This window comes from Sulfuricaulis sp., assembly GCF_040901545.1.
GTDB lineage: Bacteria > Pseudomonadota > Gammaproteobacteria > Acidiferrobacterales > Sulfurifustaceae > Sulfuricaulis.
The window spans coordinates 107,296-131,551 of record NZ_JBBDYL010000024.1; the positions used below are offsets into that span (position 1 = coordinate 107,296).

Sequence of the window (24,256 nt, forward strand, 5' to 3'; positions counted from 1 at the left end):
CGCTAGTTAGGTAAACTCATCATGTACATTGTAGTACTTTCGTGTCGGTCATCGCGATACGCCCTCTGCGCCATGATGAGATAGTCCCTGTCCTGTCCTAACTACGATGACCCCATAAATAAATCCGACGGTTATTTTAGCTTGGTGGCTTGAATGTCAGCCTTGGCACCGATCCCGAGCGTCTTAACGAACGAAACATGGTGACCGCGCGTGGTGATGTTGTCGTCATGCACCGCGAAGCCGATGTGGTAGACGCCGCCCGCCTTGAGGGCCTTGTCGTCATCGTTCGCGAGGCCGAGCGGACGGATCATCACGACGGTCCATACGCCGTTCTTCCAGTTGCCTGTGGCCTTGTTGTCGCCCGCGGAACCGCTGACCTCGCTGGTCGTGACGTAGCGCGGCAGCATATCGCCTTCTTTCCACCCGGCCTTGGGGTCAAAGGGAACGGCGTTGACGCCCTTTGTCAGAAAGTGGTTCTTCTTGCCGACCTGATCCGCGATCACGGCCCTGGCGCCGAACTTCTTGGCATCGAACATGAACTTGGGCTGCTTGGTTCCTTTGTCCAGGTTGGAGTCGAACATCTTCTTGCCCGAATCGAAGTTGCGATATTCGAGCACATAGCCGTCGTCGGCCATGCCGACCGGGTTGCTGCGGTGGGCACGCCACTGCATGAGGTCGACAAGGCCGCCGGCGGCCTTGAGCTTGGCGATCTCTTCGAGCGACTTGCCGGTCGTCCAGTCCGAGGGGTTGGTGCGCGTGGCCGGCAGGTATTTGCGCACATCGTCTTTCTTGATGGCCGCCATGAGCGGGTTGGCCGCCACTTCGCCTTTTGCTTTGACACCCGGCATGTCGCGGGAACCATCGTGGCAGGTCAGCCAGCAACCCTGTTGCGCGAAACCCGGCACCTTGCCGTCGTCCAGCATCATGGTCAGACGGTCCTCGTAGATAGCGGGCTGCTTGCCTTCCTGGACCGCCTTGTCGAGGCGCGGCCCGCCGTAGACCTTCCACTCCTTGCCGTCGAAACGATAATAGGGATATTCGATGCCGGCCTTGCCGTGGGTCTTCCACTGGTAACGGAAGTAGGCATTCTTGGCGTCGTAGGCCACCTGGACCTTGAGATCGACCGAGCCGTTCTTGCCCTTGACCGGCGTCGGCTCCAGCGGACCACCCTTGACCAGTTTGTCGCCCATGGCCTTTTCCTTCCCCGCATGGCACATAATGCAGGCTTGGTTTGTTGTTACCACGGCGGCTCCCGGATGAGTGCCGCCGCGTATCCACTCGTACGACGACTGGCCGGGATAAAACAGCGTTACGGTGCTTACGGGAACCTTGGACCAGTCAATCTTGGCTGGATCGGCGGCCATGGCTGGCCCGGCCGTAAGCGCGACAACAATAAATAAAATTGTCCTTTTCATGGGTGACTCCTTGCTCAAGTTAGGTTTATGATCATTGAACTGATTTTTTGTGGCTTTTCGAAGATGCACGAATTAATTGAATTGTATCGACCGCGGCGGCTGATGAGTTTGATCCAAATCAACCTTTTCCAATATACCCGCGCCTGCGGGGCAGGCGCGCGGCGAAAAGCACGAATCAAATCCGACCCAAACCAAAACCGAATTGCCTAAACGATTTTCCTCAAGCGTGGCGCGGGTCCGGTAACCACGGCGGCAACAACTTCGTCAGCACCCAAAGCATGCCGAACGGGAGCGCAAACACGATGACGGTAGCCAGGAGACCCTCCCGTCCCAGCACGGGCGGATAAAAGTACAACAGGCCGTGCATGGTCTTCGAGAGTTCTTGCCCGCCGATCACCACATTCCAGCGCATCGCCAGCACGGCGATCAGCATCAGCACCGCCGAAACCAATACCCCGACGATCAGTCGCCGGTCTTGCGTGCCGCGCCAGATGACGTACGTCAGAATAATAAATGCCGCCACCGAGCCTCCCACTTGCAACACCCAGACGCTGAACCATATCGGCCCCGCGACCAGAGCCATGATGGTCTCGACGCCTTCCCGGCCCTTGTAGACGATGTTGGCGAACTCGAGAAACTCCAGAACCATGGCAAAGATCAGGAAGCCCCACAGCATGTACGCCAGGCCTTTCAGACAGGTTTTGTCGATGGGTGTCTGGCGGAATCGCGATATCAGCAGATAGAGAACAATCAGGATGGAGATACCCGAGACGATCGCGGATACCAGAAAGATCGCCGGCATCAAGTCCGATCCCCACCACTCCCGCGACTTCAGCGAGCCGAACACAAATCCGACGTAGCCGTGGAGCCCGTGGGCGCCGGCGATGCCGACAATGGCGAGTGCCTTGATCCACTTGGCGTCATAGGCCCGCGTCGTGGCGGAGATTTCATACGACCCTAATGTCAGCGCCCGGTAGAACTGTCCCCGCAGGCCCTTGCCTTCCCGTGCCCAGACGACAATATCCTCGCGGTAGGAAAACCAGATTTCGAGCGTTACCAGGATCACGTAGAACGCCGCGAAAAATCCGAAAGCCGCAAAGGCCGACGTCAGGTGTGGCGTCAACATTACATTCAATGCCCGCTCGGGATGCCCCAGGTGCAGGAGCAACGGCACGGGCACGAAGATCATGAAGGACAACGAGGTCAACAGGGCAAAGCGGGCCACGGGTTTGAACCGCGTCACGCCGAACACGTGGTAAAACGTGGCAACCGTAAAAGAACCCGCGACGAGACCGGTGATGTACGGGTAAATGACGATCATCAGGCTCCAGGGGATATCGGTCTCGTTGGGGAAAACGTACCCGGTGAATGTGGCGAAGCGCTCCATCACATCACCTCCTTGTCCAGCCCGATGTAAAAGACGTTTGGCGAGGTACCCATCTCTGGTTTCAGCACGCGTGTCCGGTTTTCGCGGATAAACTTGCTGATCGGACTCTCGGGGTCGTTCTGATCTCCGAAAATACGCGCATCGACCGGACAGGCCACCACGCACGCGGGCTGGAGCCCCCTGACGATGCGGTGATAACACCAAGTGCATTTGTCCGTCACCCCGAACTCATGGTTGAACAGCCGCACGCCGTACGGGCAGGCTTGGACGCAGTACTGGCAACCGATGCAGTAGTCGTGGTCGATAAGCACCACGCCGTCCGGGGTACGGAAGGTGGCGCCTACCGGGCACACCTGGACGCACGGCGGATGCTCGCACTGGTTGCAGAGTTTCGGGACGAAGAACGCCTTGTCGATGTTCGCGTCCTGATAACGGTTGTCGAACCGATAGGTTTTTTCCGAACCGGAAGCGGCGATATTGGCCGGATCATGTTGGCTGTCTACGAGCGGTTTCCGCTCGCCCTTGAGATAGACATAACGCTCCACCCAGGTGCGGAAGTGGCTTGCGTCCTGAGCCACGCCGTTTTCGATCTTGCAGGCCTCGACACAGCGCAGACAGCCGATGCAGCGGGTCGCATCCACCCCGAAGCCCCAACGATGCTTGGTCCAGTCGTAACCGGTTTCCGATAATGGCGGTATGGCGGCCGCCAGGCCGCGCCGGCCCATGAGCCCTACGGAGACGAGCGCGGCGCCGGCGAAAACAATGGCCCTGCCAAGGAGCCGCATGAATCGGCGTCGGCCGGGTTGGTGCTCGCTGATGCTCCACTTCATGGCGCGGCTCCTTCAGCAGCAGAAAATGTCAGCGGCCTGGGAACGGGGTTCATTTGCATTTCAAGCCGGCGTAGTAAGCCGCCAGCTGCCCGATCTCGGCATCGCTCAAACCCTTCACCAGTCCGGCCATCATGGGATCCTGGCGGACGCCCGATTGATAGGCCTTGAGTGCGGTAACCAGATAAGTCTCCTGCAGCCCGGCCAGGCTCGGCCATGCGGAATTGCCGCTCACGCCGCCGGCGCCATGGCAGGCGGCACAACCCGCGGCCTTCGCCTTGCCGGCGGATATAATCGTCGCCGCCGCATTTGTCCCGGCGGATTTGCAACCCAGGCTCGCGTAATAGTCAGCGAGCTCATTAATATCCGGCTCAGTCAATTCCTTTGCCAGATTGGTCATCATGGGATCGCGGCGCGCCCCGGCCTTGTAGGCCTGCAACGCGCTGACCAGATACCCGCGCTGCTGGCCGGCGAGGCTCGGCCATGCGGGATTGCCGCTCACGCCGTCGGCGCCATGGCAGGCGGCACAACGACCGGCCTGCTGCTTGCCGGCAGCGACGGCGCCGGGCTGCGCTTTTTTCGAGACGGCGGCGACGGCGATCTCGGGGGAATGGGCGTTATGGCAGACGGTGCACGCCTGTCCTCCGGCATGGGCATTGACTTCGATCTGTCGCTGTATCGCGGGCCGTCCCGGCATTTTTTCGTGGCACAAGGTACAGAGTTTTACGGCGTCCGCGGGAACAGACAAGTTGAACTTGTCATAGCGCGAGCTCGCAATGAGATTGTGCGCACGCATATCGGAGACAACGGGTGGTTTGATCTTGGGATGTTTCCCGGCCGCGCCGTGGCAGGTCTCACAATTGACGACTTTATGGATGCCCGTGGACCATTGGTCAAAACGCTCGTGGTGACAGCTTTGACAATAGGCCGCGCCTTGGTAGATCGGAGTATCTGCCGCAATCTCGGCCACGGCGTCGGCACGATAGTGACCGTAGACGCCGAAGGACTTGTCGAGGAAGTAAAACCTGGCGCCAAGCATCACGACGCCAGCGATCGCCATAAGGAGCAGCAAACGGACGATATGTTTTGGCATAGGTTCGCGACTGTCCGAGCCGCACGTCCACAAGTTTTTCCATATCCCGGTAATGTTAAAGGATAGCCACTAAAGGACAGCGCACATTGACCAAGATCAATATGTGGCTTTTTTTTGAGCGGCGAATATTCAAGCCTGATAACCGGTGACAAGATATCGGCAATCGAGATCAACTTTCGTGCGCAGACGTGGTCGGGCTGTGATTTTTTCCGCGGCTGACATGCCGCGTTGCCTTTACCTGACTGCAACACTCTGGCTTTCGCTGACGCCCCACTTTCCCGAGATTGGTCTGTGCCTTTTTTGCTCATAAAAGCGTAAAACGCCAAACTACGACTGGCTCGGATGTCGCGCGTAACCTGTTGAATCGCGCGTTCATGCCCGTCATACGAAGGCGCATTAATTTATCAACTTAACCGGCGTGCGCTGCCGACATTTTTGATCTAACGCAATCTCAGCATGAATTGTTTATACTACGTGCTCTCAAGCGAAATTTTTCTTTGTGTGAACATGTCGAATACCGCTAACGGCGCTTTGATTCATTGCCAACCCGGACATTGCATTCTCTACGAGGCCCGGCTTTATTCGGGACTGACGATGAGGCAGGCCTGTGCCATCCGAGGCATGTTCATCAATCATGAATTTGACGCCCATGAAATAATTTTTCGTGAAGGCGAACCCAGCACCTATCTCTATGTATTGCGCCAAGGCCTGCTGAAGTTAACGTCCGTGGGGGTAGGCGGTCGTGAGCAAATAATCGGCTTGGCAACACCGGGTAGACTGCTCGGCCTTCAAACCAAGCACGGCAATACTTACGGTTTCACGGCCGTGACGCTGTCACCCGCCTCCGTCTGCAAGCTCCGGAACAGCGACATGCTGCAGGTGCTCGAGCAGAATCCCGCCGTGTCCCTCAAGCTGATCGACATGCTCAATCAGGAATTGACCGAAGCCCAGGTATTAATCCGCGTGCTCGGCCAGAAAACCGCCGAGGAACGGGTTGCCTGGTTCCTGCTCACCTTGGCCCATGCGGACACGCGGAATACCGCCGATATGATCTCGATATGGTTGTCGCGCCGGGAGATGGCGGAAATGCTCGGGCTTACAATCGAAACTGTCAGCCGGTTGATTTCGTCATTCCGCCGTGAAGGATTGATTGATGTTTCGCGCCGCTCGATGCGCATCTTGAATCTGCCGCGCCTGCAGGCACGAGCGAAATTCATGAGCGAAGCGGATAACGGAATTCAGCAGTGGGTGACGGCGGGTTGATTCCGCCTTCCCGAAAAAATCCTTTTACCAGCCTCATAAGTGCAAGCACACTGCGCGCCGATAGCGATCGAATCCGCGCCGTTGGTTTGCACATGCGATGCAACGAAGTACAACGACCGACGCCGGTCAGTCAATGCCGAGCTGGTCCCATATATCGCTGATTCGCTGTTTTACCTCGTCATTCATGACAATCGGCTTTCCCCACTGGCGATGCGTTTCTCCCGGCCATTTGTTGGTGGCATCGAATCCCATCTTTCCCCCGAGACCTGACACGGGGCTCGCAAAATCCAGATAATCGATCGGGGTGTTGTCCACCAGCAATGTATCGCGTACCGGGTCCATGCGCGTGGCCATGGCCCAGATCACTTCCTTCCAGTCGCGCACGTTGATGTCATCGTCGGTCACGATGACAAGTTTAGTGTAGGTAAACTGCCGCAGAGACGACCACACGCCGAACATGATGCGTCTGGCGTGGCCGGGATAGGATTTCCTGATGCTCACGCAGGCCACGCGATAAGAACAACCCTCGGGCGGGAGATAAAAATCCACGATCTCCGGAAACTGCTTTTGCAGCAGGGGGACAAATACCTCATTCAACGCCATCGCCAGCACCGAAGGTTCATCGTACGGAGAGCGGCCCATGTAGGCGCTGTGATAAATAGGATTGTCACGAGTCGTGATGCGGTTGATGGTCATCACAGGGAATTTTTCCTGGGAATTGTAATAACCAGTGTGATCGCCGAATGGCCCCTCGAGCGCTTCCTCGCCCGGTTCGATGTGGCCTTCCAGCACCATTTCGGCCGAGGCCGGCACGTGCAACGTCCCGTGCTGGCACGGGACCACTTCACTGCGCGCGCCGCGGAGCAGACCGGCGAACTGGAATTCGGACAAGGTATCGGGAATCGGCGTAACGGCCGCCAGCATGGTCGCCGGGTCGGCGCCAATCACCACCGCCACGGGAAAGCGTTTGCCCGGATGCGCCTCCCGCCATTCGCGAAAATCCTGCGCCCCGCCGCGATGCGGCAACCAGCGCATGATGACCTTGTTTCGCGCGATCACCTGCTGGCGGTAGATGCCGATATTCTGACGCTCCTTGTACGGACCCTTGGTGATGACCAGTCCAAAGGTGATCAGCGGACCGGCGTCTTCCGGCCAGCATGTCTGGACGGGCAGCCGGGACAGGTCCACGTCCGCGCCGTCAATGATGTTCTGGCGACAGGGGGCGGCGCTCACCTGTCGCGGCAGCACATACAGCAACTGCTTGAAGCCCGGGAGGTTATCCAGCGCCTCGCCGATGCCTCGCGGGACTTGCGGTTCCTTGAGAAAAGCAAGCAACCGTCCAACCTCATACAGTTCCTCGATGGATTCATGCCCCATGGCCAGCGCCACGCGGCGCGTGGTTCCGAACAGATTGCACAACAGCGGCATGCTGAACCCTTTCGGATTCTCAATCAGCAACGCCGGTCCGCCTGCGCGCAAGGTGCGCTGAGAGACCTCGGTAATCTCGAAGCGGGGATCCAGAGGAATCCGCACGCGCTTGAGCTCGCCGAGTGCTTCCAGATGCGCGATAAAATCTCTCAGATTTTGGAAACTCACGGACATAACCATAGGGTTGAATACGCCTGTCTTATTTGACGCAGATCAACAATCATGGAGATTTGGGTCTGATATTCGCGTTACCTGTTATCCGGTATACTTTTCCGACATGATCCCTTATCCATTGTTCTTGCCGCTCACGCTGATTCCCGATGCCGTGCACGCGGAATTCCTCGCGCGCGCGTTCAATCACCTCATGCGGGGTCAGCCGATTACCGGTCGCCTGGCGGAAATCAACGGAAAATCCGTGTGCCTCCAAATCAAGGATGCCTCGAGTACGATCTGGTTGCGGATCGAAAACGCGAAACTGCGGGCGGCGACACCGGGAATGGCGGACGTCCGGATCACCGGAAACGTGGAGGATTTCTGGCGTCTCGCCGCCCGGCGCGAGGACCCCGATACGCTTTTCTTCAGTCGCCGATTGTGCATGGAAGGCGACACCGAAACCGGCGTGCATATCAAGAATCTCCTGGATGCGCTGGATTATGATTGGGAATTGCATTTCCAGGAGGTTCTCGGGCAGACACTCGGCTCCGTCGCAGTGCTGGTTCTACACCGCACGGCCGGTCGATTTTTCGCGGGCCGCGGCGACGTCCGCCCTCATGCGTGATTCACCTGGTCCATCCCGGGCGCGCCATGCCAATAACCGTTGCACGAACCCGCCGGTTGACAACCGGCAAGGATGTCCGCCGCGACGGGGGGCGGCATCACTCCCTGCAATACCGAATCAAAGGCATCGATGATTTCGAACATGCCTTGTCTCTGGGGTATCAGGCGGAGGATGTCCACTTTGAGCTCCGCCAGGGTTTTGATTTCATTCAGCAGGTTGTACGTCCTGGCCGAAAGCACCTGAATTCCATTGAGATCAAGGAACGACGCGCCTTCGCGTGTGTGCAGCCGCATGCCGTCGGGATAGTCCGCGCAGCGGATGTTGCACTCGTCTTTCGAAAGATTATGCGCGCGCGCGGTAAAACAGCGTGCCGAGAATGACAGTGGCAGACGACCGAAAACGATCACCTCTGTTTCCAGTCCGGTGGGTCGTTGTTCCTGAATAGCCGCCAGCGTGTCGCGATCCAGTTCCACGGGCATCACCCAACGTTTTGCCCCCGCCTGCGCCAACACGGCCAGGGTTCGCGCGTTGTAGACATTGATATGCGGCCCGATGACAAATGGCATCGCGCCTTCCAGCATGTTGACCGCGGCGTAATCATTGGCCTCGACCGCATGGCTTCCGTTTTCCGCGATGGTCCTTAAATAGGCGACTTCCGACTCGGCTTCGATCAGCGTCAGCGTCGAGAGCACCACCTCCTTGCCCGCCGCCGTGAGGCGTCCGGCGATATCCAGCCAGTCCGGTAACCGCAGGGCGCGTCGTTTTGAGCAGATCGTTTCGCCGAGGCAGACAATAGCCACCGGCGCTTCGGCCACGCGCGCATAAAAATCAAACACGTATTCGCGGTTCCAAAGATACGGAATCGGCCCAAGGGAAAGTTTCATTGCCATGGCCGGGAATAGGCGCCGAGCGTGTGGCAGCGGCCTTCCGCGATTTTGTCGAGCTGCTCCACCCAAGAAGCGCGCGGCGAGAATTTTTCCGGGCTGGAAATACAAGCGTCGATGGCCTCGCGCAGCACACGGGTGATCTGCGCGACGTAGGCCGGACTGCGCTGGCGGCCTTCGACCTTGATGGCGGCCACGCCGGCTTGATACAGGTCAGGCAGTATATCGAGCACGTTGAGACTGGTCGGCTCTTCCATGGCGTAATACACATGGCCGCCGACTTCAAACCGCCCTTTGCAGAGCGTGGGGTATCCCGCGGGCTCCCCGGGCGCATAAACATCTATCAGCACCCCATTGAGACGCGAACTCCGTCCGGAAGATGTTTCCTCCCACTTAACGGCCCTTGCGGGAGAACACACGCCGCTGGAATTTGGCGAGTCACCGGTAACATAGGAAGATAACGTGCACCGCCCTTCGACCATGACGCACAGACTGCCAAAACCGAATACCTCGATCTCCACGTTGACGCGCTTCAGGACATTCCGCACCTGGGTGAGCGACAGGACGCGCGGCAGCACGACCCGCTGCACTCCGAAATGCCGCACGTAATAATTTATCGCTTCGTGATTGGTGGCCGATCCCTGCACCGATAAATGCAGCCGCAGATCGGGATATTTCTCGCGGCAGTAATCCATGAGACCGGGATCGGAGAGAATCAGCGCATCAACATCGAGTTGCGCCGCCCGGTTGACGGCGTCGCACCATTTCCCCCACTGGCGCGGACGAGGGTAGGTGTTGATCGCAAGAAACGCGCGCGCGCGTCCCTTGTGCGCATAACTCACCGCCGTTCGCGCTTCATTGAAATCGAAATTCAGACCGGGAAAATTCCGCGCGTTGGTTCCATCGCGAAAACCGATGTATACGGCGTCCGCGCCGTTATCCACGGCGGCTTTCAGCGCCGGCAAGCTGCCCGCGGGGCATACGAGTTCCATATATTCGTGAATCGCTGGTCGTATAGAGTGACTCGTGAAAACGGTTTTTTATTCCCCGCAACTCACGGCTTACGTCTCACGAATCACGACGTCAGCCCACCTCATCCAGTACGCGCTGACGGAAACCAACACCGAGTTGCCGGGCGATTTTTTCACACGCGTTGATATCGACACCCGGTAATCCATCAATCGCCGTCAAGGTGATATCCGGGACAAAATCGCGCGCGCATTTCACAAAATCCAGCATGGCTTCGTATGTCCCCGGAACCGGCGGGCGGCAATGAAACTCATATATCGCGGCGTCCTGGGCATTGAGCGATACGGATAGCGCGTCAATCAATCCTTCCATGTCCGGCGCCACGTCGCGCTCATACACGAGATTGGCCAGGCCATCGGTATTGATACGAATGCGCCTGGCGCGCGACCGGATTTGTGACACAACATCCAGCAGCGTGTACAAGCGTAATGTCGGTTCGCCCAGGCCGCAAAAGACGATTTCGCGGTAATCTTCAGGGTTGCCCACGGCGGCGATAATTTCCGCCGGGGTCGGTTCATGGGCCAGACGCAGCGAATAATCCTGCACCGTCCATAATCCGTTGAACTTCGGACAGAATGCGCAACGCAGCGTGCAACGATTGGTTATATTAAGGTACCGGCTTTCCCGCAGGGTGTAACCGACAGTTTGTTCCGGAGCGGCATTTTTTGCGATAAAGAACTGATGAGACATGCCCTGTCCCTCGACGGAAAAAACGGAATCATAACCATTACCCGCGCGCGCGCCTTGACCCAAATCAAAAAAAGCCTTTCCCCCACCGGGATTAACGTGGGGAATGAAATGATCCGCAACAAAGTGTCGGTTTACGGAAAGCCTAGCGGTTTGGTCGGGATATGACCGCGATCTGGTAGGCGGCGTGGCAGGCCACGCACTTCTTCATCGTCGCGGCCAACTGGCTCAAGGAAAGACGGACATCGTTCAGTGCCTCGGCATCCATGGCAATACGGTCGAAATCATCGTGCACGCCGTGTCCCAGCGTTTTGAATTCCAGCGGCAGTTTCGCCGCCAGGCTGGCGGGCACGTGTCGCGTCGCGGACAAGCCGAGCGGGCGCGCGATCCGCGCGATGGCCGCCGCGTCATTGCGCTCGGCGGCCTCGAGCATGCCCTGAATCCCGGCGAGAAACTGACGCATCTCTCCAAGCACCATGGCACGTTCAGAGGGCTCGAGTATGATCGCCTGCCTGCCGTCCTCTCCCGTTGCCGTCGTCCCTAGCACAATAAATTTCAGCACCAAGCCGGCAATGGTGAGCAACAACAACCCGATGATTGCCCAGTAAATCAAGATGGTTTGGTTTTGTTTCACGATAATTTATTGAATCCGTAATTCGCTATGGTTCGACTGCGAAATTATTTGTGTTTCAGAATGTCCTTGAGGTTGGCGAAAGGATTGTAGGTTGAGGATTTTTTCGACTCACCGGTAACCGCATAACCCTCTCCCCGCACCAGATAGGCGAAACGCTGATGCTCGTTGTCATGGCAATAAAGGCAGAGATTCTCCCAGTTGCTGCCATCGGGCGGATTATTGTCGTGATTGTGGTCCTTATGGTGCACCGTGAGTTCGTGCAGGTTCTCGCGCGTGAAGGTACGGCCGCAACGCCCGCAAACCCAGGGGTGGAGTTTCAGCGATTGCTCGCGATAACCCGCTATGCGAGCGTCGCGGCCTTTGTGAGCTTTTGCGACGATGTCATCAAGCTTTTGATTATCGAGCGGCGCGGTTGGTTTGCGCGGACCTGAATTTTTCCCGGCCATGGATATCTCACCTGAAGTTCGTTCTATCATTATATAAAGCATGGGATGATGGGGATATGAGCACTTGGCTGCTGAATTGTCGTGGATGAACTGAGCCTGTGGGGCCTTTTCATAAGTTCTTTTGTTTCAGCTACCTTATTTCCAGGCGGATCCGAGGTGGTTCTGGCAGCGCTGGCAAATATTCAACACTATGGCTTTTGGACTCTGTTGGGTGTGGCGACGCTGGGTAACACGCTCGGCGGCATGAGTACCTAGCCGCCGGATCCCGAGGCGCAGCTCTTTCGGAGACGGCGGCAGTAGCGCTCATGGATACACGCTCATTGCGGCTATCTGTGCCCATTGCCGAAGGGGCCGCCACCGCCCGAGGCGCAAGCTCTTTCGGCGGTGGCGGCCAGGCGACTCAATGAACATTGTCTCGTGTGGCGGCCCGGCGTCCTCCCTTCGATGGGGCTTCGCCTCGGAAGGGAGTCGCCCGTTCGCCTCGGGCACTGGGCACTAGCTGCTCGGATGGTTGCTGGCGGTACGCTATCCACTGGATCAGCCGCACAAGGCTGGCCGTGAGCGGGCAATCAGACACCTGAAAAAATATGGCAGTTCTCTGCTACTGCTATCGTGGCTCCCGATCGTGGGTGATCCCTTGTGCTTTGCCGCCGGATGGCTGCGGATGAATCCATGGCTTTCGGCGCTATTTATCGGCGCCGGCAAGGCGGCACGCTATGCGGTTATTCTGTTTTTGATGTAGCGTCCGGATCGGCGTGTGCGCGCAAATTTTCAATTACCTGCGCGAACGCTTCGAAAGCCGTAAGACCTCTGGCGATCCGCATATCCTTGACTTCGTTGCCTTCGATTTTGCCGATCACAAAGGATGGGGTGCCGGTGATGCCCAACCTTCTCGCCTCAGAGACATCTCGCATGATGGCCCGCGCGCGTGCTGGGTCCCGGAGACAGGCCGAGAATTTATTCTCATCCATGCCGAATTCGCGTGCCAGGCGGTAATAGAGTGCGGGCGCCAATAGGCCATGATTCGTGAACAAGGCTTCGTGCATCGGCCAAAATTTGTTTTGCTCGCCGGCGCAGTTTGCCGCCAGCGCGGCGTTCATCGCCTGGGGATGAATCGACTGCAACGGCAAATCCTTATATATAAATTGCACCACCCCGGTGTCCACGTATTCTTTTACCAGCCTGGGAAATATATGGTTGTGAAATTGGCTGCAATAGGGACACTGATAATCCGAATATTCGACGATGCCGATTTTTGCCTGCGGGTCACCCAACCGTGGTTCGCCTTCAAGGCTCACTCGGATAGCGGCCATCCCGATGACTGGCACAGAACCGTCCCGGTATGCCATGCCGGATCCTCGGGACGATCTTTGGGGAGTCGCCGTAGTCGTGTCGTTTTTTTCCACAGCCAGCGGCGGAGTGGGACTGACGCAGCCCGTCAGATGCGCGACCAAAATCATCGCGGTCAATGCGATTATACCGCCCTGCGATCTGTGTGTTTGATACGGTCTGTTGTCTATCACTGGTAGGATGACCGTTGTTATGATGCACGTGACGCGTATATCCGAGTGTAGATGACGCGGACACGGCGCGCCAACCTGGGAACTCAGGCCAAGAGGCTTTCGAGAAGTTTCCCGTCCTCGAGTTCCTTGAGAAACCAGCGCAGCGCCTTACCCTTGTCCGCCGTGCGCCAGGCGATCAGTAACGGCACACGGGGTTTGGACTCAAGCACCTGTTTCACTACCAATTGGCTGGAAGCGAGTTCCGCCCGCACCCGGTGCGCGGGCAGGTAACCCACGCCGAGACCGGCGCACTGAAACGCGATCTTGTGGCGCATGTCCGGCACCGTCAGCACATCCTGACCGGAGAGCAGTCCCGAGGTGCGCGGCGGCAGGTTGCGCGAGCTGTCGGCGGCCGCGACCGAACGGTATTTGAGTATTTCCTCGGGCGGTATCGGCTCCGGCGCGCTCGCCAGCGGATGCGTCGGTGCCACCGCAAACAGCCAATTCACCGTGCCCAGCGGTCGCGTGGAATAGCCGCCGCCGGCCGGTCCCTCGCCGGGAGCCCCGATCACGAGATCGGCGCGCCCCGACGCCAGCACGTCCCATGCCCCGCCATAGACTTCCATCAGAAGGCGCAGCCGTGTTCCAAATTTCTCGTCATAGAATTTGCGGAACAGCGGATGAAGCCGCTCCATGGGGATGACGTCGTCCACCGCGATACGCAGCTCGACCTCGTAGCCCGTGGCCACGCGTTTGACGCGCGACTCCAGTTCGGCCGCTGCCTGCAGGAGATGACGGCCCTCGCGTAATAATTCTCTTCCCGCCTCGGTGAGTTGGGCGCGGTGGCCGCGACGGTCGAAGAGCAACACATCCAAGTCTGCTTCCAGCTTTTGCACCGTATAGGTAACGGCGGACGGCACACGATGCAGTTCCTCGGCCGCGGCCGCGAAGCTGCCTTTGCGGTCGATGGCTTCCAGTACAGCCAGGGCGTCCAGGGTCAGGCGCATAATCATTCAGTGATTTTGAATAACTCGGCCAGAATTATTCGCTATCATGCGGGGAATTACTAGAATAGGCTTTCGAATATATTCAAATGACATGAATAAATGGACTGTTTAGGAGCTACGGTATGTTGAACGTACGCAGGTGCAAGGACCGGGGCCACGTTAACTATGGCTGGCTCGACTCGTATCACAGCTTTTCCTTCGCCGATTATTGCGGCGGCAGGGATTCACTTTCCCGGCCCACTTGCGTCGCCGGCACGCGGTATAACCTCTGTGAATCGGTGTCGTTATCGCAAGCGCGGGCGGCCATGGGGATGAACGAGCCTGGTACCTCCGGCCATTCCTGGATCCACGCTCCACCGCCCGGCATTCGCCGTCATCGCATGGCGCCCTGATGCTTCCTCGATAAATACCAGACTGCTCGGATTTTAACCTAATCCACAACCCCTAAATAAATGGAGAAACAACCATGATTGACAATCGCACTGCTCCCTACGCCGCATTCATACTGCGCATGAGTCTGGGCGTCATGTTTATTGCGCACGCAATGCTTAAACTGCTTGTTTTTACTCTGCCCGGCACCGTACAGTTTTTCCAATCGGTAGGTTACCCCGGATTTCTCGCCTACATCGTTATCGCAGCTGAGCTAATGGGAGGCACACTGTTGGTGCTTGGTGCTTACACACGCTGGGTCGCGTTGGCACTGATCCCGATTCTGCTCGGCGCCGCCCTGGTGCACGCACCCAACGGCTGGGTGTTCAGCGCACCGAACGGTGGCTGGGAGTATCCGGTGTTCCTCGCGCTGGCGGCTTTGGTGCAGGCCCTGCTCGGTGACGGCGCTTTGGCGCTGCGCGCTGCTTCCGCCGGAGTTGCACGTCGGCAACCGGCCTGATTTCAAGCTGTCGAATCACACACGGGAACATCGCCATGGGATATTTGCAAAAAGGCGTCTGGCACGAAGGCTGGTACGACACCAGCAAAACCGCGGGCGAATTCGTACGTCAGGAAAGTCAATTCCGTCGCTTTGTCACGGCCGATGGTTCGAGCGGCTTTCGCGCCGAACCGGGGCGGTACCATTTATATGTCTCGCTCGCCTGCCCGTGGGCGCACCGCACGATCATCTTCCGCAGGCTGAAGCAACTCGAAGACGTGATATCGATGTCGGTCGTCGAGCCGGTGATGTCCGACCAAGGTTGGACGTTCACGGATAGCGCGGGCTGCGCGCCCGACAGCGTCAATGGTTCGACTTATTTGCATCAAGTGTATACGCGCGCGCAACCGGACTACAGCGGTCGAGTCACCGTACCGGTGCTCTGGGACAAACAGACGCAAACCATCGTGAACAACGAGTCGTCCGAAATCATCCGCATGTTCAACAGCGAGTTCCACGCCTTCACCGGCGTGAAAACCAACTACTATCCCGCGGCGCGGCGCCAGGATATCGACGCAATCAATGCCTTTGTATACGAGCGCATCAACAACGGTGTGTACCAGGCCGGCTTCGCGGGCAGTCAGCGGGTCTATGAGCGCGCGGTCAAGCGCCTGTTCGACGCGCTGGATGAAGTCGAGGCGCGGCTGGAGCGGACGCGGTATCTGCTCGGCGATGCCGTCACCGAGGCGGACTGGCGGCTACTGCCCACGCTGCTGCGTTTCGACGCGGTGTACGTGACGCACTTCAAGTGCAACCTGAAGCGGATCGCGGACTACCCGAATCTGTCCAACTACGCGCGCGACCTGTACCAGCAGCCCAAAGTGGCCGAGACCGTGAGCCTGGATCACATCAAGCGCCATTATTTTCTGAGCCACCGGCACTTGAACCCCTCGGGTATCGTGCCGCTGGGACCGATGCTCGATTTCAGCCGCGCGCATGACCGCGACCGGTTCGAACTACCGGTCAGACGAAAGACGCGGTGAATTTTTGATTTACATCAGGCCCGCCGCCGGCAAACACGGCGCGGGTTTTTCAGCTAAATCTGACACAGGAGATATACATGAAACTCTATTATTACCCGGGCGCCTGTTCCATGGCGGTGCATATCGCTCTGCGTGAAGCTGGCATTCCGTTCGATCTGGACAAGGTGGACCTCGCCAAGAAGCGCGCCGCGAGCAGTGAGGATTACGCCGAGGTCAATCCGAAGGGCTATGTCCCCGCGCTCCGGCTCGACGATGGTCAGATCCTGACCGAGGTTGCGGTCCTGCTGCAATACGTGGCCGACCTGAAACCCGCCTCCGGCCTCGCGCCCAAGGCCGGGACGATCGAGCGTTACCGCCTCATGGAATGGCTGAACTTCATCTCTTCTGAGGTGCACAAAACGCTCAGCGCCCTGTTCAACCCCAAGATCACGCCGGAGTGGAAGGACAACCAGATCGCCCTGTTCGGCCGGCGCTGCGATTTTCTGGTGCAGCAGCTCGGCGGCAAGCCGCACCTGATGGGAGATAAATTCACGATTGCCGACGCCTATCTGTTCACGATTCTCGGTTGGGCGAACCTGTTCAAGCTCGACATGGGTAAGTGGCCGGCGCTTCAAAGCTACGCGGCCCGCATCGCCGCCCGCCCGGCGGTCCAGGAAGCAATGAAGGCGGAGGGATTACTCAAGTAGCGGAGCTTGCCTGACCTCCGAAGACGAAATTATCCAGTCGATCCGCGACGATCAAGACATCCGCTGACGGTGAACGCCGTCCGGGTCCTTACCCGCTTGCCGGCCGCACCCCGCTGGGGCAGCATGTCAAAGCGCCTGCCGGTCAATCACAAGGAAGACCCCGATGGGCCTGTCATTGGTGAACGAAGCGGTCGTGTTTTTGATAGCGACAGTCATCGCCGTGCCGCTGTTCAAACGGCTGGGCATGGGCGCGGTGCTGGGCTATCTGACCGCGGGCGTGTTGATCGGTCCGTGGCTGTTCGGTTTTGTCAGCGACGTCGAAAACATCCTGCATTTCTCCGAGTTCGGCGTGGTCCTGCTGCTGTTCGTGATCGGACTGGAACTGCGGCCGTCGCGCTTGTGGGAACTGCGCCGGCCGATATTCGGCCTCGGCGGGGCACAAGTCGCGGCGACCGGGCTCGCTCTGGCCGCCGCCGGCATCGCGTTGGGATTGCCGCCAATCACCGCGCTGGTGGTCGGCCTCGTGCTGGCGCTCTCTTCCACCGCCTTCGCGCTGCAGATGCTGGCGGAGAAAAAACAGCTCACCACCCATTACGGGCGTGCGTCGTTCGCGATCCTGCTGTTCCAGGATCTCGCAGCGATCCCCTTGCTCGCCCTCATTCCGCTGCTGGGGATTAGCGGGGCGGGACAGGCCTGGAGCTGGCTCGCCGCTGTCAAGGCCGTGGCAATCGTGGTGGTCGTGGTCGCCGGCGGACGCTGGCTGTTGCGTCCGTTTCTGCGTCTGGCGGCCTCGGCCGCAATACACGAAGTATTTATCGCCGCGGCATTACTCGTAGTACTGGGCACGGCGTTACTGGTGCAACTGGCCGGCCTGTCGATGGCCCTGGGCGCGTTTCTCGCGGGCGTGTTGCTGGCGGATTCTGAATACCGCCACGAACTCGAGGCCGACATTGAGCCGTTCAAAGGACTGCTGCTGGGTCTGTTTTTCATCGCCGTCGGGATGTCCATGAATCTTGGCCTCGTGGCGCACCGGCCGCTCGCCATCCTGGGTCTGGTCGTCGGACTCATGACGATAAAATCTCTGCTGCTGTACGGGCTCGGGCGCGCGGCGAAACAGAACCACGGCGCCGCCGTTAACTTGGCGCTGTTCATCTCCCAGGGCGGTGAATTCGCGTTCGTCTTGTTCGGCACCGCCGTGGGGGTACAGATTCTGGATAAAGCGCTGGCGGACCTGTTAATCGTCGTCGTCTCCGTCTCGATGGCAGTTACACCCCTGTTAGTGGCCGTTAACGAGAAATTCCTGAAAATCGGGTTTGTCGCCGATAAACCGGAGGAATTCGACAAGATCGAGGCGCGCGAGCATCGCGTGATCATTGCCGGTTTCGGGCGCTTCGGCCAGATGATCGCGCGCACGCTACGCATGAAAAAAATCCCGTTCACCGCGCTCGAGGCCAGCTTCGAGCAGGTGGACTTCGTGCGCAAATTCGGCAACAAGATTTATTTCGGCGATGCCTCGCGCCTTGACCTGCTGCGCGCCGCGCATGCCGATCAAGCGGAAATCTTCGTGCTCGCCATCGACGACGTCGAGGCCTCGATCAAGACGGCGGAAATGGTCAAGAAACATTACCCGCGCCTCAAGATCTTTGCGCGCGCCCGCAACCGGCTTCACGCCTACCGCTTGATGGATATCGGCGTGGACAAGCTTATTCGCGAGACCTTCATGTCGAGCGTTGAGCTCGCGCGTGCAGTGCTGATCGCATTGGGTCACACAAAAAAAGAGGCGGATGAAGCCGTGCGCCGTTTTCGCGAGCACGATGAGGCGTTGCTGGCGCGGCAGCACAAAATCCACCACGACGAAGCAAAACTTATCGCCAGCGCCAAACAGGGCGCGGAAGAACTGGAACGGTTATTCGAACAGGACGCCTCGTTTTCAGATGATCCGGCGCACCCTGAAAGGTCTGGCAATAAATCGGCCGCTTCAATTCCAAGAAATGAAAAATGACGGCTGATGCGAACCGGACACCGGTTGTTTTTTTCGGGCACGGCAATCCGATGAATGCGCTCGGGCGAAACTCCTTTTCCGACGCCTGGCGCCGTCTTGGTGCGGAAATACCGCGACCCAAGGCGATCCTGGCGGTATCGGCGCACTGGTACACGCGTGGCACGTCTGTGACGGCGATGGAAAAGCCGCGCACCATTCATGATTTCGGCGGATTCCCGCGGGCGCTCTTCGAGGTCGAGTACCCGACCCCCGGTGACCCGGCATTGGCCGCGCGCGTGCGCGACCGGCTCGCGCCGGTCGGCGTGTCGCTGGATGAATCGTGGGGGCTGGATCATGGGACCTGGTCGGTGCTGGTGCATGCCTTTCCCGCTGCGGACGTTCCCGTCGTGCAACTGAGCATTGACGGCACCAAGCCGCCGCGATTCCATTACGAACTGGCAAAAAGGCTGGCGCCGCTGCGCGATGAAGGCGTGCTGATCATCGGCAGCGGCAATGTGGTGCACAACCTGGGCCTGATTCAATGGACGGAGGGTTCAAAGCCTTACGATTGGGCGATTCGCTTCAATGACATTGTACGTGGCCATCTCGCTGCGAGCCGCCACGAACCGCTGATCGAGTATGACAGGCTGGGCGAAGATGCCCGCCTGAGCGTGCCCACACCCGATCATTATCTTCCGCTGCTGTATATTATTGCCATGCAACGACCAAACGAAACAATTTCATTCCCCGTCGACGGGATCGAGCACGGTTCCATCGGAATGCTGTCGGCGGCGATAGGTTTGCAATTATCATAAAATTGTCTGTCACGCGCCGGTTTACCCCGCCGGTTGAACCGTCCTTACCGGGACGGTTCAACTGCGGCCATACACCGGCACGGCCGCGCCGGTGACCGAACGCGCCTCGTCCGACAACAGAAACACGACCACGTGCGCGAGATCATCGGGCGCGACCCAGGTGGAGAAATCCGCCTGGGGCATGGCCGCGCGGTTCTGCGGCGTGTCGATGGTGCCCGGCACGATGCAATTGACGTTGACGCCGCGCGTCTTGAGCTCTCCCGCCAGGCTTTCGGTGAGCCGCAACACCGCCGTCTTGGCGGCGCCGTAGGCGGCGTAATGCGGGCTGCCCTGATAGGCATTGCGGCTGGCGACGTTGACGATGCGCCCGCGTTGGGCTTTGAGCATGTACGGAATCACGGCGCGGCAGGCGTTCAGGGCCGTGCGGACGTTGATGTCGTACAGGAAATCCCAGTCCGCGAGATCGGTCTCGTGCACCGGTTTGCCGCCGCGAAACCCGCCCACGGTGTTCACCAGGCCGTCGATCCTTCCGAAGCGCTGGTACGCCTCGGCCACCACGGCGTTCACCGCGCTGGCATCGGTCAGATCGATACCCGGCGCCAGCCAATGCCGTGGGGTTTTCTTCAGGTCGCGATATGTTTCAGCCAATCGATCGCCCGACCGGTCAACCAGCACCATCCTGCCGCCCTGCGCCTGGACGCGCTCCGCGACGGCGCGGCCAAGATTGCCAACCGCCCCGGTGATGATCACGACCCTGTCTTTCAAGCTCGACATGCTCATTCATTCCCGTCAATCAAGGAATTCGCCATATTGAAGCATATACCCCTCCCCCTCAAGCAGAATGACCATTCACTGCGAGCTACCAATTTATTAACTATTGGTAATTCCCTCGTCCGGTGGACAGTGGATACAATCTCGTTTGACATATTACGCCATGCGTAATAGGCTTATCGAAGATGATCCGTTCTTTCCGCGATGCCACGACCAAGGCACTGTTCAACGATGAGGACGTGCCGCGGTTCCGGGCCATCGAACGGGTCGCCCGCCGCAGGCTCTTGTATCTGCATCAGGCAAAACGCCTGGACGATCTCCGGGTCCCGCCCGGCAATCGGCTCGAAGCACTACGGGGCGACCGCAAGGGGGAATACAGCATCCGCATCAACGACCAGTGGCGGATCTGCTTTCGCTGGAAGGACGGGGATGCTCATGACGTTGAGATTGTCGATTACCACTGAGGTGCGCCATGGCCGCGAAACAAAAGCTCCTTAAGCCGATTCATCCGGGCGAGATTCTGCTCGAAGAGTTCATGAGGCCGATGGATATCAGCATCAACCGGCTTGCGCGTGACATCGTCGTGCCTCCGGGCCGTATCAGCGCCATCGTCAATGGCAAACGTGCCATCACTGCCGACACCGCTCTCCGTCTCGGCAAATATTTTGGCGTGTCTCCCGAAGTCTGGATGGGGCTTCAAGCCGACTACGACCTGCGCGTGGCGCAACGCGCCATCGGCGCCGAGGTGGAAAAACGCGTACAGCGGCACGCTGCATGACTTGAGGAATTTTGTCGTGAATAAGAAGTTGTTTGAAAAATCAGTTGAGGGCGCGAGAACAGCTGGCGATATTTTCCGCAGCGAGCGCCGCACCACGGCGCTCGACAAGAAGTACACTAAAGCCCTTGAGGGGACGCTAACCGAGTGGTTGTCGAAGAAAGACGAAAAAGTTTACCGCAAGCTGTGATCATGCGGTAACCAAGAGCAGGTTCGCACGCCTGGCCTGTCGCATACTCTGCCGCCTGCACCAGCGCGCTGCATGGCACGCATACCAATCACTCGACCGGTCAACTAGGATCGTCCTGCCGCCCTGCGCCTGGACGCGCTCCGCGACGGCGCGGCCAAGATTGCCGACCGCCCCGGTGATGATCACGACCCTGTCTTGTAATCGGGACATATTGCTCCGCGCTACCTCAGTCATGGAAATCACTCGTGCCAGCGGCTGCTTGAAGCCGTCGCATACGCTTCAGTACGATGAACTAAACCGATTTCTATCGCGGAAGGGAATCGATGCTTATGCCGCGCTCAGCTCCCAGTCATTCAGGAAAGTTCAGGCTTTGCCGGCCTTCGGGATGAACCGCAGCGCTAACCCGTTATTGCACCAGCGCTGACCCGTGGGTGGCGGTCCGTCATCGAACACATGCCCGTGATGACCGCCACAGCGCACGCAGTGGTACTCGGTCCGCGGAAATACCAGGTAGTAATCCTTCTTCGTGGCGAGGTGGCCGGGGATGAAGGTAAAAAAGCTCGGCCAGCCGGTCCCGCTGTCGTATTTCATCGCCGATGTAAACAGCGGCAGGCTGCAGCCGGCGCACACGTAAACGCCCGGCCGTTTTTCACCGTTCAAGGGGCTGCTGCCAGCGCGCTCGGTATCTTCTTCACGCAGCACGCGGTATTGCGCCGGCGTGAGAATCTTCTTCCACTCATCTTTCGAGCGTTTGAGCGGCTCCGTCGTCAACGCCACGTCGGCGCCCTGCGCGAGAAAATCCTTCCAGCTTTTCTGCAGGGCCTCCACGCCGGCCGAACCGCGCGACGGGGCGCCCGCCCATGCGCGCCATACCGGCGCGACCAACAGGGGCACTGCCGCCAAGCCTTTCAGAAGATTTCGTCGTTTCATTGGACCTCCGATTGCAGGGCCTGCCAATGACCCCGCGGGTTTCTGGTACGCCTTATGACCGGATTACCGAGACGGTGTTCACCCGATTGCTCCTACCGCCTGCGTCAGCCAAGTGGCTGAGTTTTTGAACTACCAATTTGCCACCAATTTTTCATTTTTGGTAATTCCCCTTGCCTCCTCGATAGAGTCTGATAGTATTACGGTATTACTTCATTACCGTAATGAGAGTGTTACCCCATGCAGCAGCTTTCCAAGCTCACCAGCAAGTTCCAAACGACGATTCCGCTCGCGATCCGCCGTAAGCTGGGCCTCAAACCCGGCGATGCAGTGGTGTTCGAGATCGAGAACGACGTAGTCATAGTGCGGCGCGCCACAGCGATCGACAAAGACTACGTCAAATCCCTCGAGGGCACGCTGACCGAGTGGCTCTCCAAGGAAGACGAAGAGGCCTACCGTGGACTATGACCGCTTCGAAGTGGTCACTGTCCCGTTTCCCTTTACGGACAAAGCACAGGTAAAACGCCGGCCGGCCCTGGTGCTGTCGAGTCATGCCGCCTTCGGCCGCAAGGCCGGGCACAGCGTCATGGCCATGATCACGAGTGCACAAAATCCACCGTGGCCACACGACGTGCCCATTTCCGACCTCAATACCGCCGGTCTGCCGGCACCTTCGGTCGTGCGCATGAAGCTCTTCACTCTCGATCATCGTTTCATCATCGCCAAACGCGGCAAACTTTCGGAAAAAGACCGGAAGGCAGCAGGCCGGGCGCTGAAGTCGGCGCTCGATCTCTGAGGGCGCAGACCTCGCCTACCGAGCGTCGTGCGCAGCCAACCTTACGGCAGTAACTCGACCGGTCAACCAGAACTGTTCTGCCGCCCTGCGCCTGGACACGCCCGGCCACGGCGCGGCCGCCAAGCCTTTAAGCAGATGATGTCGTTTCATTGGGTCTCCGAGCTGCGGCGGCTGCTCGGGCAATCGCCGGTGAGCGGCGGCGAGATCCGCGTTTTCGGGTTTCGATTGCGCTAGGGAGGCGCGCGGGGTGCTATCTGTAAAAAACGTGTTTTCCGATCCGCGCGACGGGCTTGCGGCCACGGGCCCAGCTAGGCTTGATGTACACGGAATGGTAATGCAGCGCGCCCGCAACCGTTGGCGCATGTCGCCCGTGGTAAACCGCTTCCGCGACTTTCCAGGCATTTAGGTAGGTCTCGTCTTCGAGCGACGGTCGTTCGTCCAGCTCGTTCCAGGAAAAGGCGCTGACGTAGCGTCGGCGCAGTGAGTCCCAGTTCTTCTGATGCACCACCCCGCAGACCGTGTCGGGGTAGCGGCCCGAAGCCACACGGTTCATGGTGACCTCGGCCACCGCGAATTGACCGGCTGGCGGTTCGCCGCGCGCCTCGAAGTACACGTTGAGCGCAAGACAGGTCAGGTTCCGCATGTCGGCTTGCGTGGTGAAAACCGAGTACATGAGAAAACCGAACGTGGCCATGACCAGGCCAATCACGATGACGAAGATTAGTGGGGCCTTGCGAGTCGCGTACCAGTGAAAACGCAGGTTTCGCCACTTGCGTGACAGCATCGAGGTGCGGCGATGGGAGCGGATCTTGGAAATTCGTTTCTTAGACATGTCTCCGGCGTCTCTGCCCGCGGGGCCGGATGGCGTCCACCCCCAGTCTCATCATCCAAGGCTAGGATCCAGGGGTCGGCTTGCCAAGGCGGCACGGACCAGTGGAACGGACGCCCGGATCCAGTGGCGCGGCCTTCCCGGGAGTGACTAACGCAGCTGCAGCGCACAAGGCGTGCTAGCCGCGCCACCGGG

At 58.8% G+C, this 24,256-nt stretch carries 28 protein-coding genes and 1 pseudogene; 14 read left to right on the plus strand and 15 right to left on the minus strand.

Annotated features, from left to right (window positions below; all coding sequences use genetic code 11):
- Window positions 1-131 precede the first annotated feature (131 nt).
- On the minus strand, window positions 132-1,415 hold the full coding sequence (locus WD823_RS04265) for an ethylbenzene dehydrogenase-related protein (protein ID WP_368428243.1): 1,284 nt from the start codon (window positions 1,413-1,415) through the stop codon (window positions 132-134).
- A gap of 27 nt (window positions 1,416-1,442) precedes the next feature.
- On the opposite strand from WD823_RS04265, the gene WD823_RS04270 reads away from it, so the two are divergent.
- The gene (locus WD823_RS04270; RefSeq protein WP_368428244.1) at window positions 1,443-1,625 is read left to right on the plus strand and encodes a hypothetical protein; all 183 of its coding nucleotides are present in this window, start codon (window positions 1,443-1,445) and stop codon (window positions 1,623-1,625) included.
- Window positions 1,626-1,635: 10 nt separating this feature from the next.
- Here the strand turns inward: WD823_RS04270 and nrfD are convergent, their stop codons facing one another.
- Genes nrfD through WD823_RS04285 form a run of 3 tightly spaced genes read right to left on the minus strand, consistent with a single transcriptional unit; the run spans window position 1,636 to window position 4,722 of the window.
- Window positions 1,636-2,802, minus strand: coding sequence for an NrfD/PsrC family molybdoenzyme membrane anchor subunit (nrfD, locus tag WD823_RS04275; RefSeq protein ID WP_368428245.1), 1,167 nt, complete (start codon window positions 2,800-2,802; stop codon window positions 1,636-1,638).
- Window positions 2,802-3,632: a 4Fe-4S dicluster domain-containing protein gene (locus WD823_RS04280; protein WP_368428246.1), complete on the minus strand. Its 831-nt coding sequence runs from the start codon at window positions 3,630-3,632 to the stop codon at window positions 2,802-2,804. Before WD823_RS04280 ends, nrfD begins: the two co-directional genes overlap by 1 nt.
- 49 nt (window positions 3,633-3,681) lie before the next feature.
- Window positions 3,682-4,722, minus strand: a complete 1,041-nt coding sequence (locus tag WD823_RS04285) for a cytochrome c (RefSeq protein WP_368428247.1) — start codon at window positions 4,720-4,722, stop codon at window positions 3,682-3,684.
- A gap of 507 nt (window positions 4,723-5,229) precedes the next feature.
- Between WD823_RS04285 and WD823_RS04290 the strand changes: the two genes are divergently transcribed.
- Window positions 5,230-5,985 carry a Crp/Fnr family transcriptional regulator gene (locus tag WD823_RS04290; protein ID WP_368428248.1) on the plus strand — a complete coding sequence of 252 codons (756 nt, stop codon included), beginning with the start codon at window positions 5,230-5,232 and terminating at the stop codon, window positions 5,983-5,985.
- Between the two features lie 126 nt (window positions 5,986-6,111).
- On the opposite strand, the gene ubiD is transcribed toward WD823_RS04290, so the two are convergent.
- On the minus strand, window positions 6,112-7,587 hold the full coding sequence (gene ubiD / locus WD823_RS04295) for a 4-hydroxy-3-polyprenylbenzoate decarboxylase (RefSeq protein ID WP_368428249.1): 1,476 nt from the start codon (window positions 7,585-7,587) through the stop codon (window positions 6,112-6,114).
- A gap of 103 nt (window positions 7,588-7,690) precedes the next feature.
- Between ubiD and WD823_RS04300 the strand changes: the two genes are divergently transcribed.
- Window positions 7,691-8,191: an SCP2 domain-containing protein gene (locus tag WD823_RS04300; protein ID WP_368428250.1), complete on the plus strand. Its 501-nt coding sequence runs from the start codon at window positions 7,691-7,693 to the stop codon at window positions 8,189-8,191.
- On the opposite strand, the gene WD823_RS04305 is transcribed toward WD823_RS04300, so the two are convergent.
- From WD823_RS04305 to WD823_RS04335, 7 genes are all read right to left on the minus strand, one after another.
- Complete coding sequence (locus tag WD823_RS04305; protein WP_368428251.1) at window positions 8,182-9,075, minus strand: U32 family peptidase; 894 nt, start codon at window positions 9,073-9,075, stop codon at window positions 8,182-8,184. The genes WD823_RS04300 and WD823_RS04305 overlap by 10 nt on opposite strands.
- Window positions 9,072-10,067 (minus strand): peptidase U32 family protein, encoded by a 996-nt coding sequence (locus WD823_RS04310; RefSeq protein WP_368428252.1) that lies wholly within the window; start codon window positions 10,065-10,067, stop codon window positions 9,072-9,074. Before WD823_RS04310 ends, WD823_RS04305 begins: the two co-directional genes overlap by 4 nt.
- 91 nt (window positions 10,068-10,158) lie before the next feature.
- Complete coding sequence (locus WD823_RS04315; RefSeq protein WP_368428253.1) at window positions 10,159-10,794, minus strand: TatD family nuclease-associated radical SAM protein; 636 nt, start codon at window positions 10,792-10,794, stop codon at window positions 10,159-10,161.
- 142 nt (window positions 10,795-10,936) lie between these two features.
- Window positions 10,937-11,425 (minus strand): hypothetical protein, encoded by a 489-nt coding sequence (locus tag WD823_RS04320; protein WP_368428254.1) that lies wholly within the window; start codon window positions 11,423-11,425, stop codon window positions 10,937-10,939.
- Window positions 11,426-11,469: 44 nt separating this feature from the next.
- Window positions 11,470-11,871 carry a YajD family HNH nuclease gene (locus WD823_RS04325; protein ID WP_368428255.1) on the minus strand — a complete coding sequence of 134 codons (402 nt, stop codon included), beginning with the start codon at window positions 11,869-11,871 and terminating at the stop codon, window positions 11,470-11,472.
- 722 nt (window positions 11,872-12,593) lie between these two features.
- Window positions 12,594-13,220, minus strand: a complete 627-nt coding sequence (locus WD823_RS04330) for a DsbA family protein (RefSeq protein WP_368428256.1) — start codon at window positions 13,218-13,220, stop codon at window positions 12,594-12,596.
- Window positions 13,221-13,477: 257 nt separating this feature from the next.
- Window positions 13,478-14,386 (minus strand): LysR substrate-binding domain-containing protein, encoded by a 909-nt coding sequence (locus WD823_RS04335; protein WP_368428257.1) that lies wholly within the window; start codon window positions 14,384-14,386, stop codon window positions 13,478-13,480.
- Window positions 14,387-14,502: 116 nt separating this feature from the next.
- On the opposite strand from WD823_RS04335, the pseudogene WD823_RS04340 reads away from it, so the two are divergent.
- The 6 genes and pseudogenes from WD823_RS04340 to ygiD all read left to right on the plus strand — a co-directional run.
- Window positions 14,503-14,589, plus strand: a pseudogene (locus tag WD823_RS04340) (quercetin 2,3-dioxygenase); the annotation flags it as partial.
- A 257-nt stretch (window positions 14,590-14,846) separates the two neighbouring features.
- Window positions 14,847-15,269, plus strand: coding sequence for a DoxX family protein (locus WD823_RS04345; protein WP_368428258.1), 423 nt, complete (start codon window positions 14,847-14,849; stop codon window positions 15,267-15,269).
- Window positions 15,270-15,304: 35 nt separating this feature from the next.
- On the plus strand, window positions 15,305-16,291 hold the full coding sequence (locus tag WD823_RS04350; RefSeq protein ID WP_368428259.1) for a glutathione S-transferase family protein: 987 nt from the start codon (window positions 15,305-15,307) through the stop codon (window positions 16,289-16,291).
- Between the two features lie 77 nt (window positions 16,292-16,368).
- Window positions 16,369-16,977 carry a glutathione transferase GstA gene (gene gstA / locus WD823_RS04355; protein WP_368428260.1) on the plus strand — a complete coding sequence of 203 codons (609 nt, stop codon included), beginning with the start codon at window positions 16,369-16,371 and terminating at the stop codon, window positions 16,975-16,977.
- Window positions 16,978-17,146: 169 nt separating this feature from the next.
- Window positions 17,147-18,979 carry a monovalent cation:proton antiporter-2 (CPA2) family protein gene (locus WD823_RS04360; protein ID WP_368428313.1) on the plus strand — a complete coding sequence of 611 codons (1,833 nt, stop codon included), beginning with the start codon at window positions 17,147-17,149 and terminating at the stop codon, window positions 18,977-18,979.
- On the plus strand, window positions 18,976-19,773 hold the full coding sequence (ygiD, locus tag WD823_RS04365) for a 4,5-DOPA dioxygenase extradiol (protein WP_368428261.1): 798 nt from the start codon (window positions 18,976-18,978) through the stop codon (window positions 19,771-19,773). Before WD823_RS04360 ends, ygiD begins: the two co-directional genes overlap by 4 nt.
- Window positions 19,774-19,830: 57 nt before the next feature.
- Here the strand turns inward: ygiD and WD823_RS04370 are convergent, their stop codons facing one another.
- On the minus strand, window positions 19,831-20,547 hold the full coding sequence (locus WD823_RS04370) for an SDR family NAD(P)-dependent oxidoreductase (protein ID WP_368428262.1): 717 nt from the start codon (window positions 20,545-20,547) through the stop codon (window positions 19,831-19,833).
- Between the two features lie 182 nt (window positions 20,548-20,729).
- On the opposite strand from WD823_RS04370, the gene WD823_RS04375 reads away from it, so the two are divergent.
- The 3 genes from WD823_RS04375 to WD823_RS04385 are packed head-to-tail and all read left to right on the plus strand — an operon-like array spanning window position 20,730 to window position 21,509.
- Window positions 20,730-21,008, plus strand: a complete 279-nt coding sequence (locus WD823_RS04375; protein WP_368428263.1) for a type II toxin-antitoxin system RelE/ParE family toxin — start codon at window positions 20,730-20,732, stop codon at window positions 21,006-21,008.
- A gap of 8 nt (window positions 21,009-21,016) precedes the next feature.
- Window positions 21,017-21,322 (plus strand): HigA family addiction module antitoxin, encoded by a 306-nt coding sequence (locus WD823_RS04380; RefSeq protein WP_368428264.1) that lies wholly within the window; start codon window positions 21,017-21,019, stop codon window positions 21,320-21,322.
- 16 nt (window positions 21,323-21,338) lie between these two features.
- Complete coding sequence (locus WD823_RS04385) at window positions 21,339-21,509, plus strand: hypothetical protein (RefSeq protein WP_368428265.1); 171 nt, start codon at window positions 21,339-21,341, stop codon at window positions 21,507-21,509.
- A gap of 363 nt (window positions 21,510-21,872) precedes the next feature.
- Here WD823_RS04385 and msrB read toward each other — a convergent pair whose 3' ends face one another.
- Window positions 21,873-22,439, minus strand: coding sequence for a peptide-methionine (R)-S-oxide reductase MsrB (msrB, locus tag WD823_RS04390; RefSeq protein WP_368428266.1), 567 nt, complete (start codon window positions 22,437-22,439; stop codon window positions 21,873-21,875).
- A gap of 237 nt (window positions 22,440-22,676) precedes the next feature.
- Here msrB and WD823_RS04395 point away from each other — a divergent pair, with 237 nt between their 5' ends.
- Together WD823_RS04395 and WD823_RS04400 are read left to right on the plus strand one after the other, a co-directional pair.
- Window positions 22,677-22,904, plus strand: coding sequence for an AbrB/MazE/SpoVT family DNA-binding domain-containing protein (locus tag WD823_RS04395; RefSeq protein ID WP_368428267.1), 228 nt, complete (start codon window positions 22,677-22,679; stop codon window positions 22,902-22,904).
- Window positions 22,894-23,232, plus strand: a complete 339-nt coding sequence (locus tag WD823_RS04400; protein ID WP_368428268.1) for a type II toxin-antitoxin system PemK/MazF family toxin — start codon at window positions 22,894-22,896, stop codon at window positions 23,230-23,232. Before WD823_RS04395 ends, WD823_RS04400 begins: the two co-directional genes overlap by 11 nt.
- Window positions 23,233-23,482: 250 nt before the next feature.
- Here WD823_RS04400 and WD823_RS04405 read toward each other — a convergent pair whose 3' ends face one another.
- Window positions 23,483-24,064 (minus strand): cell wall hydrolase, encoded by a 582-nt coding sequence (locus WD823_RS04405; protein ID WP_368428269.1) that lies wholly within the window; start codon window positions 24,062-24,064, stop codon window positions 23,483-23,485.
- Window positions 24,065-24,256 lie beyond the last annotated feature (192 nt).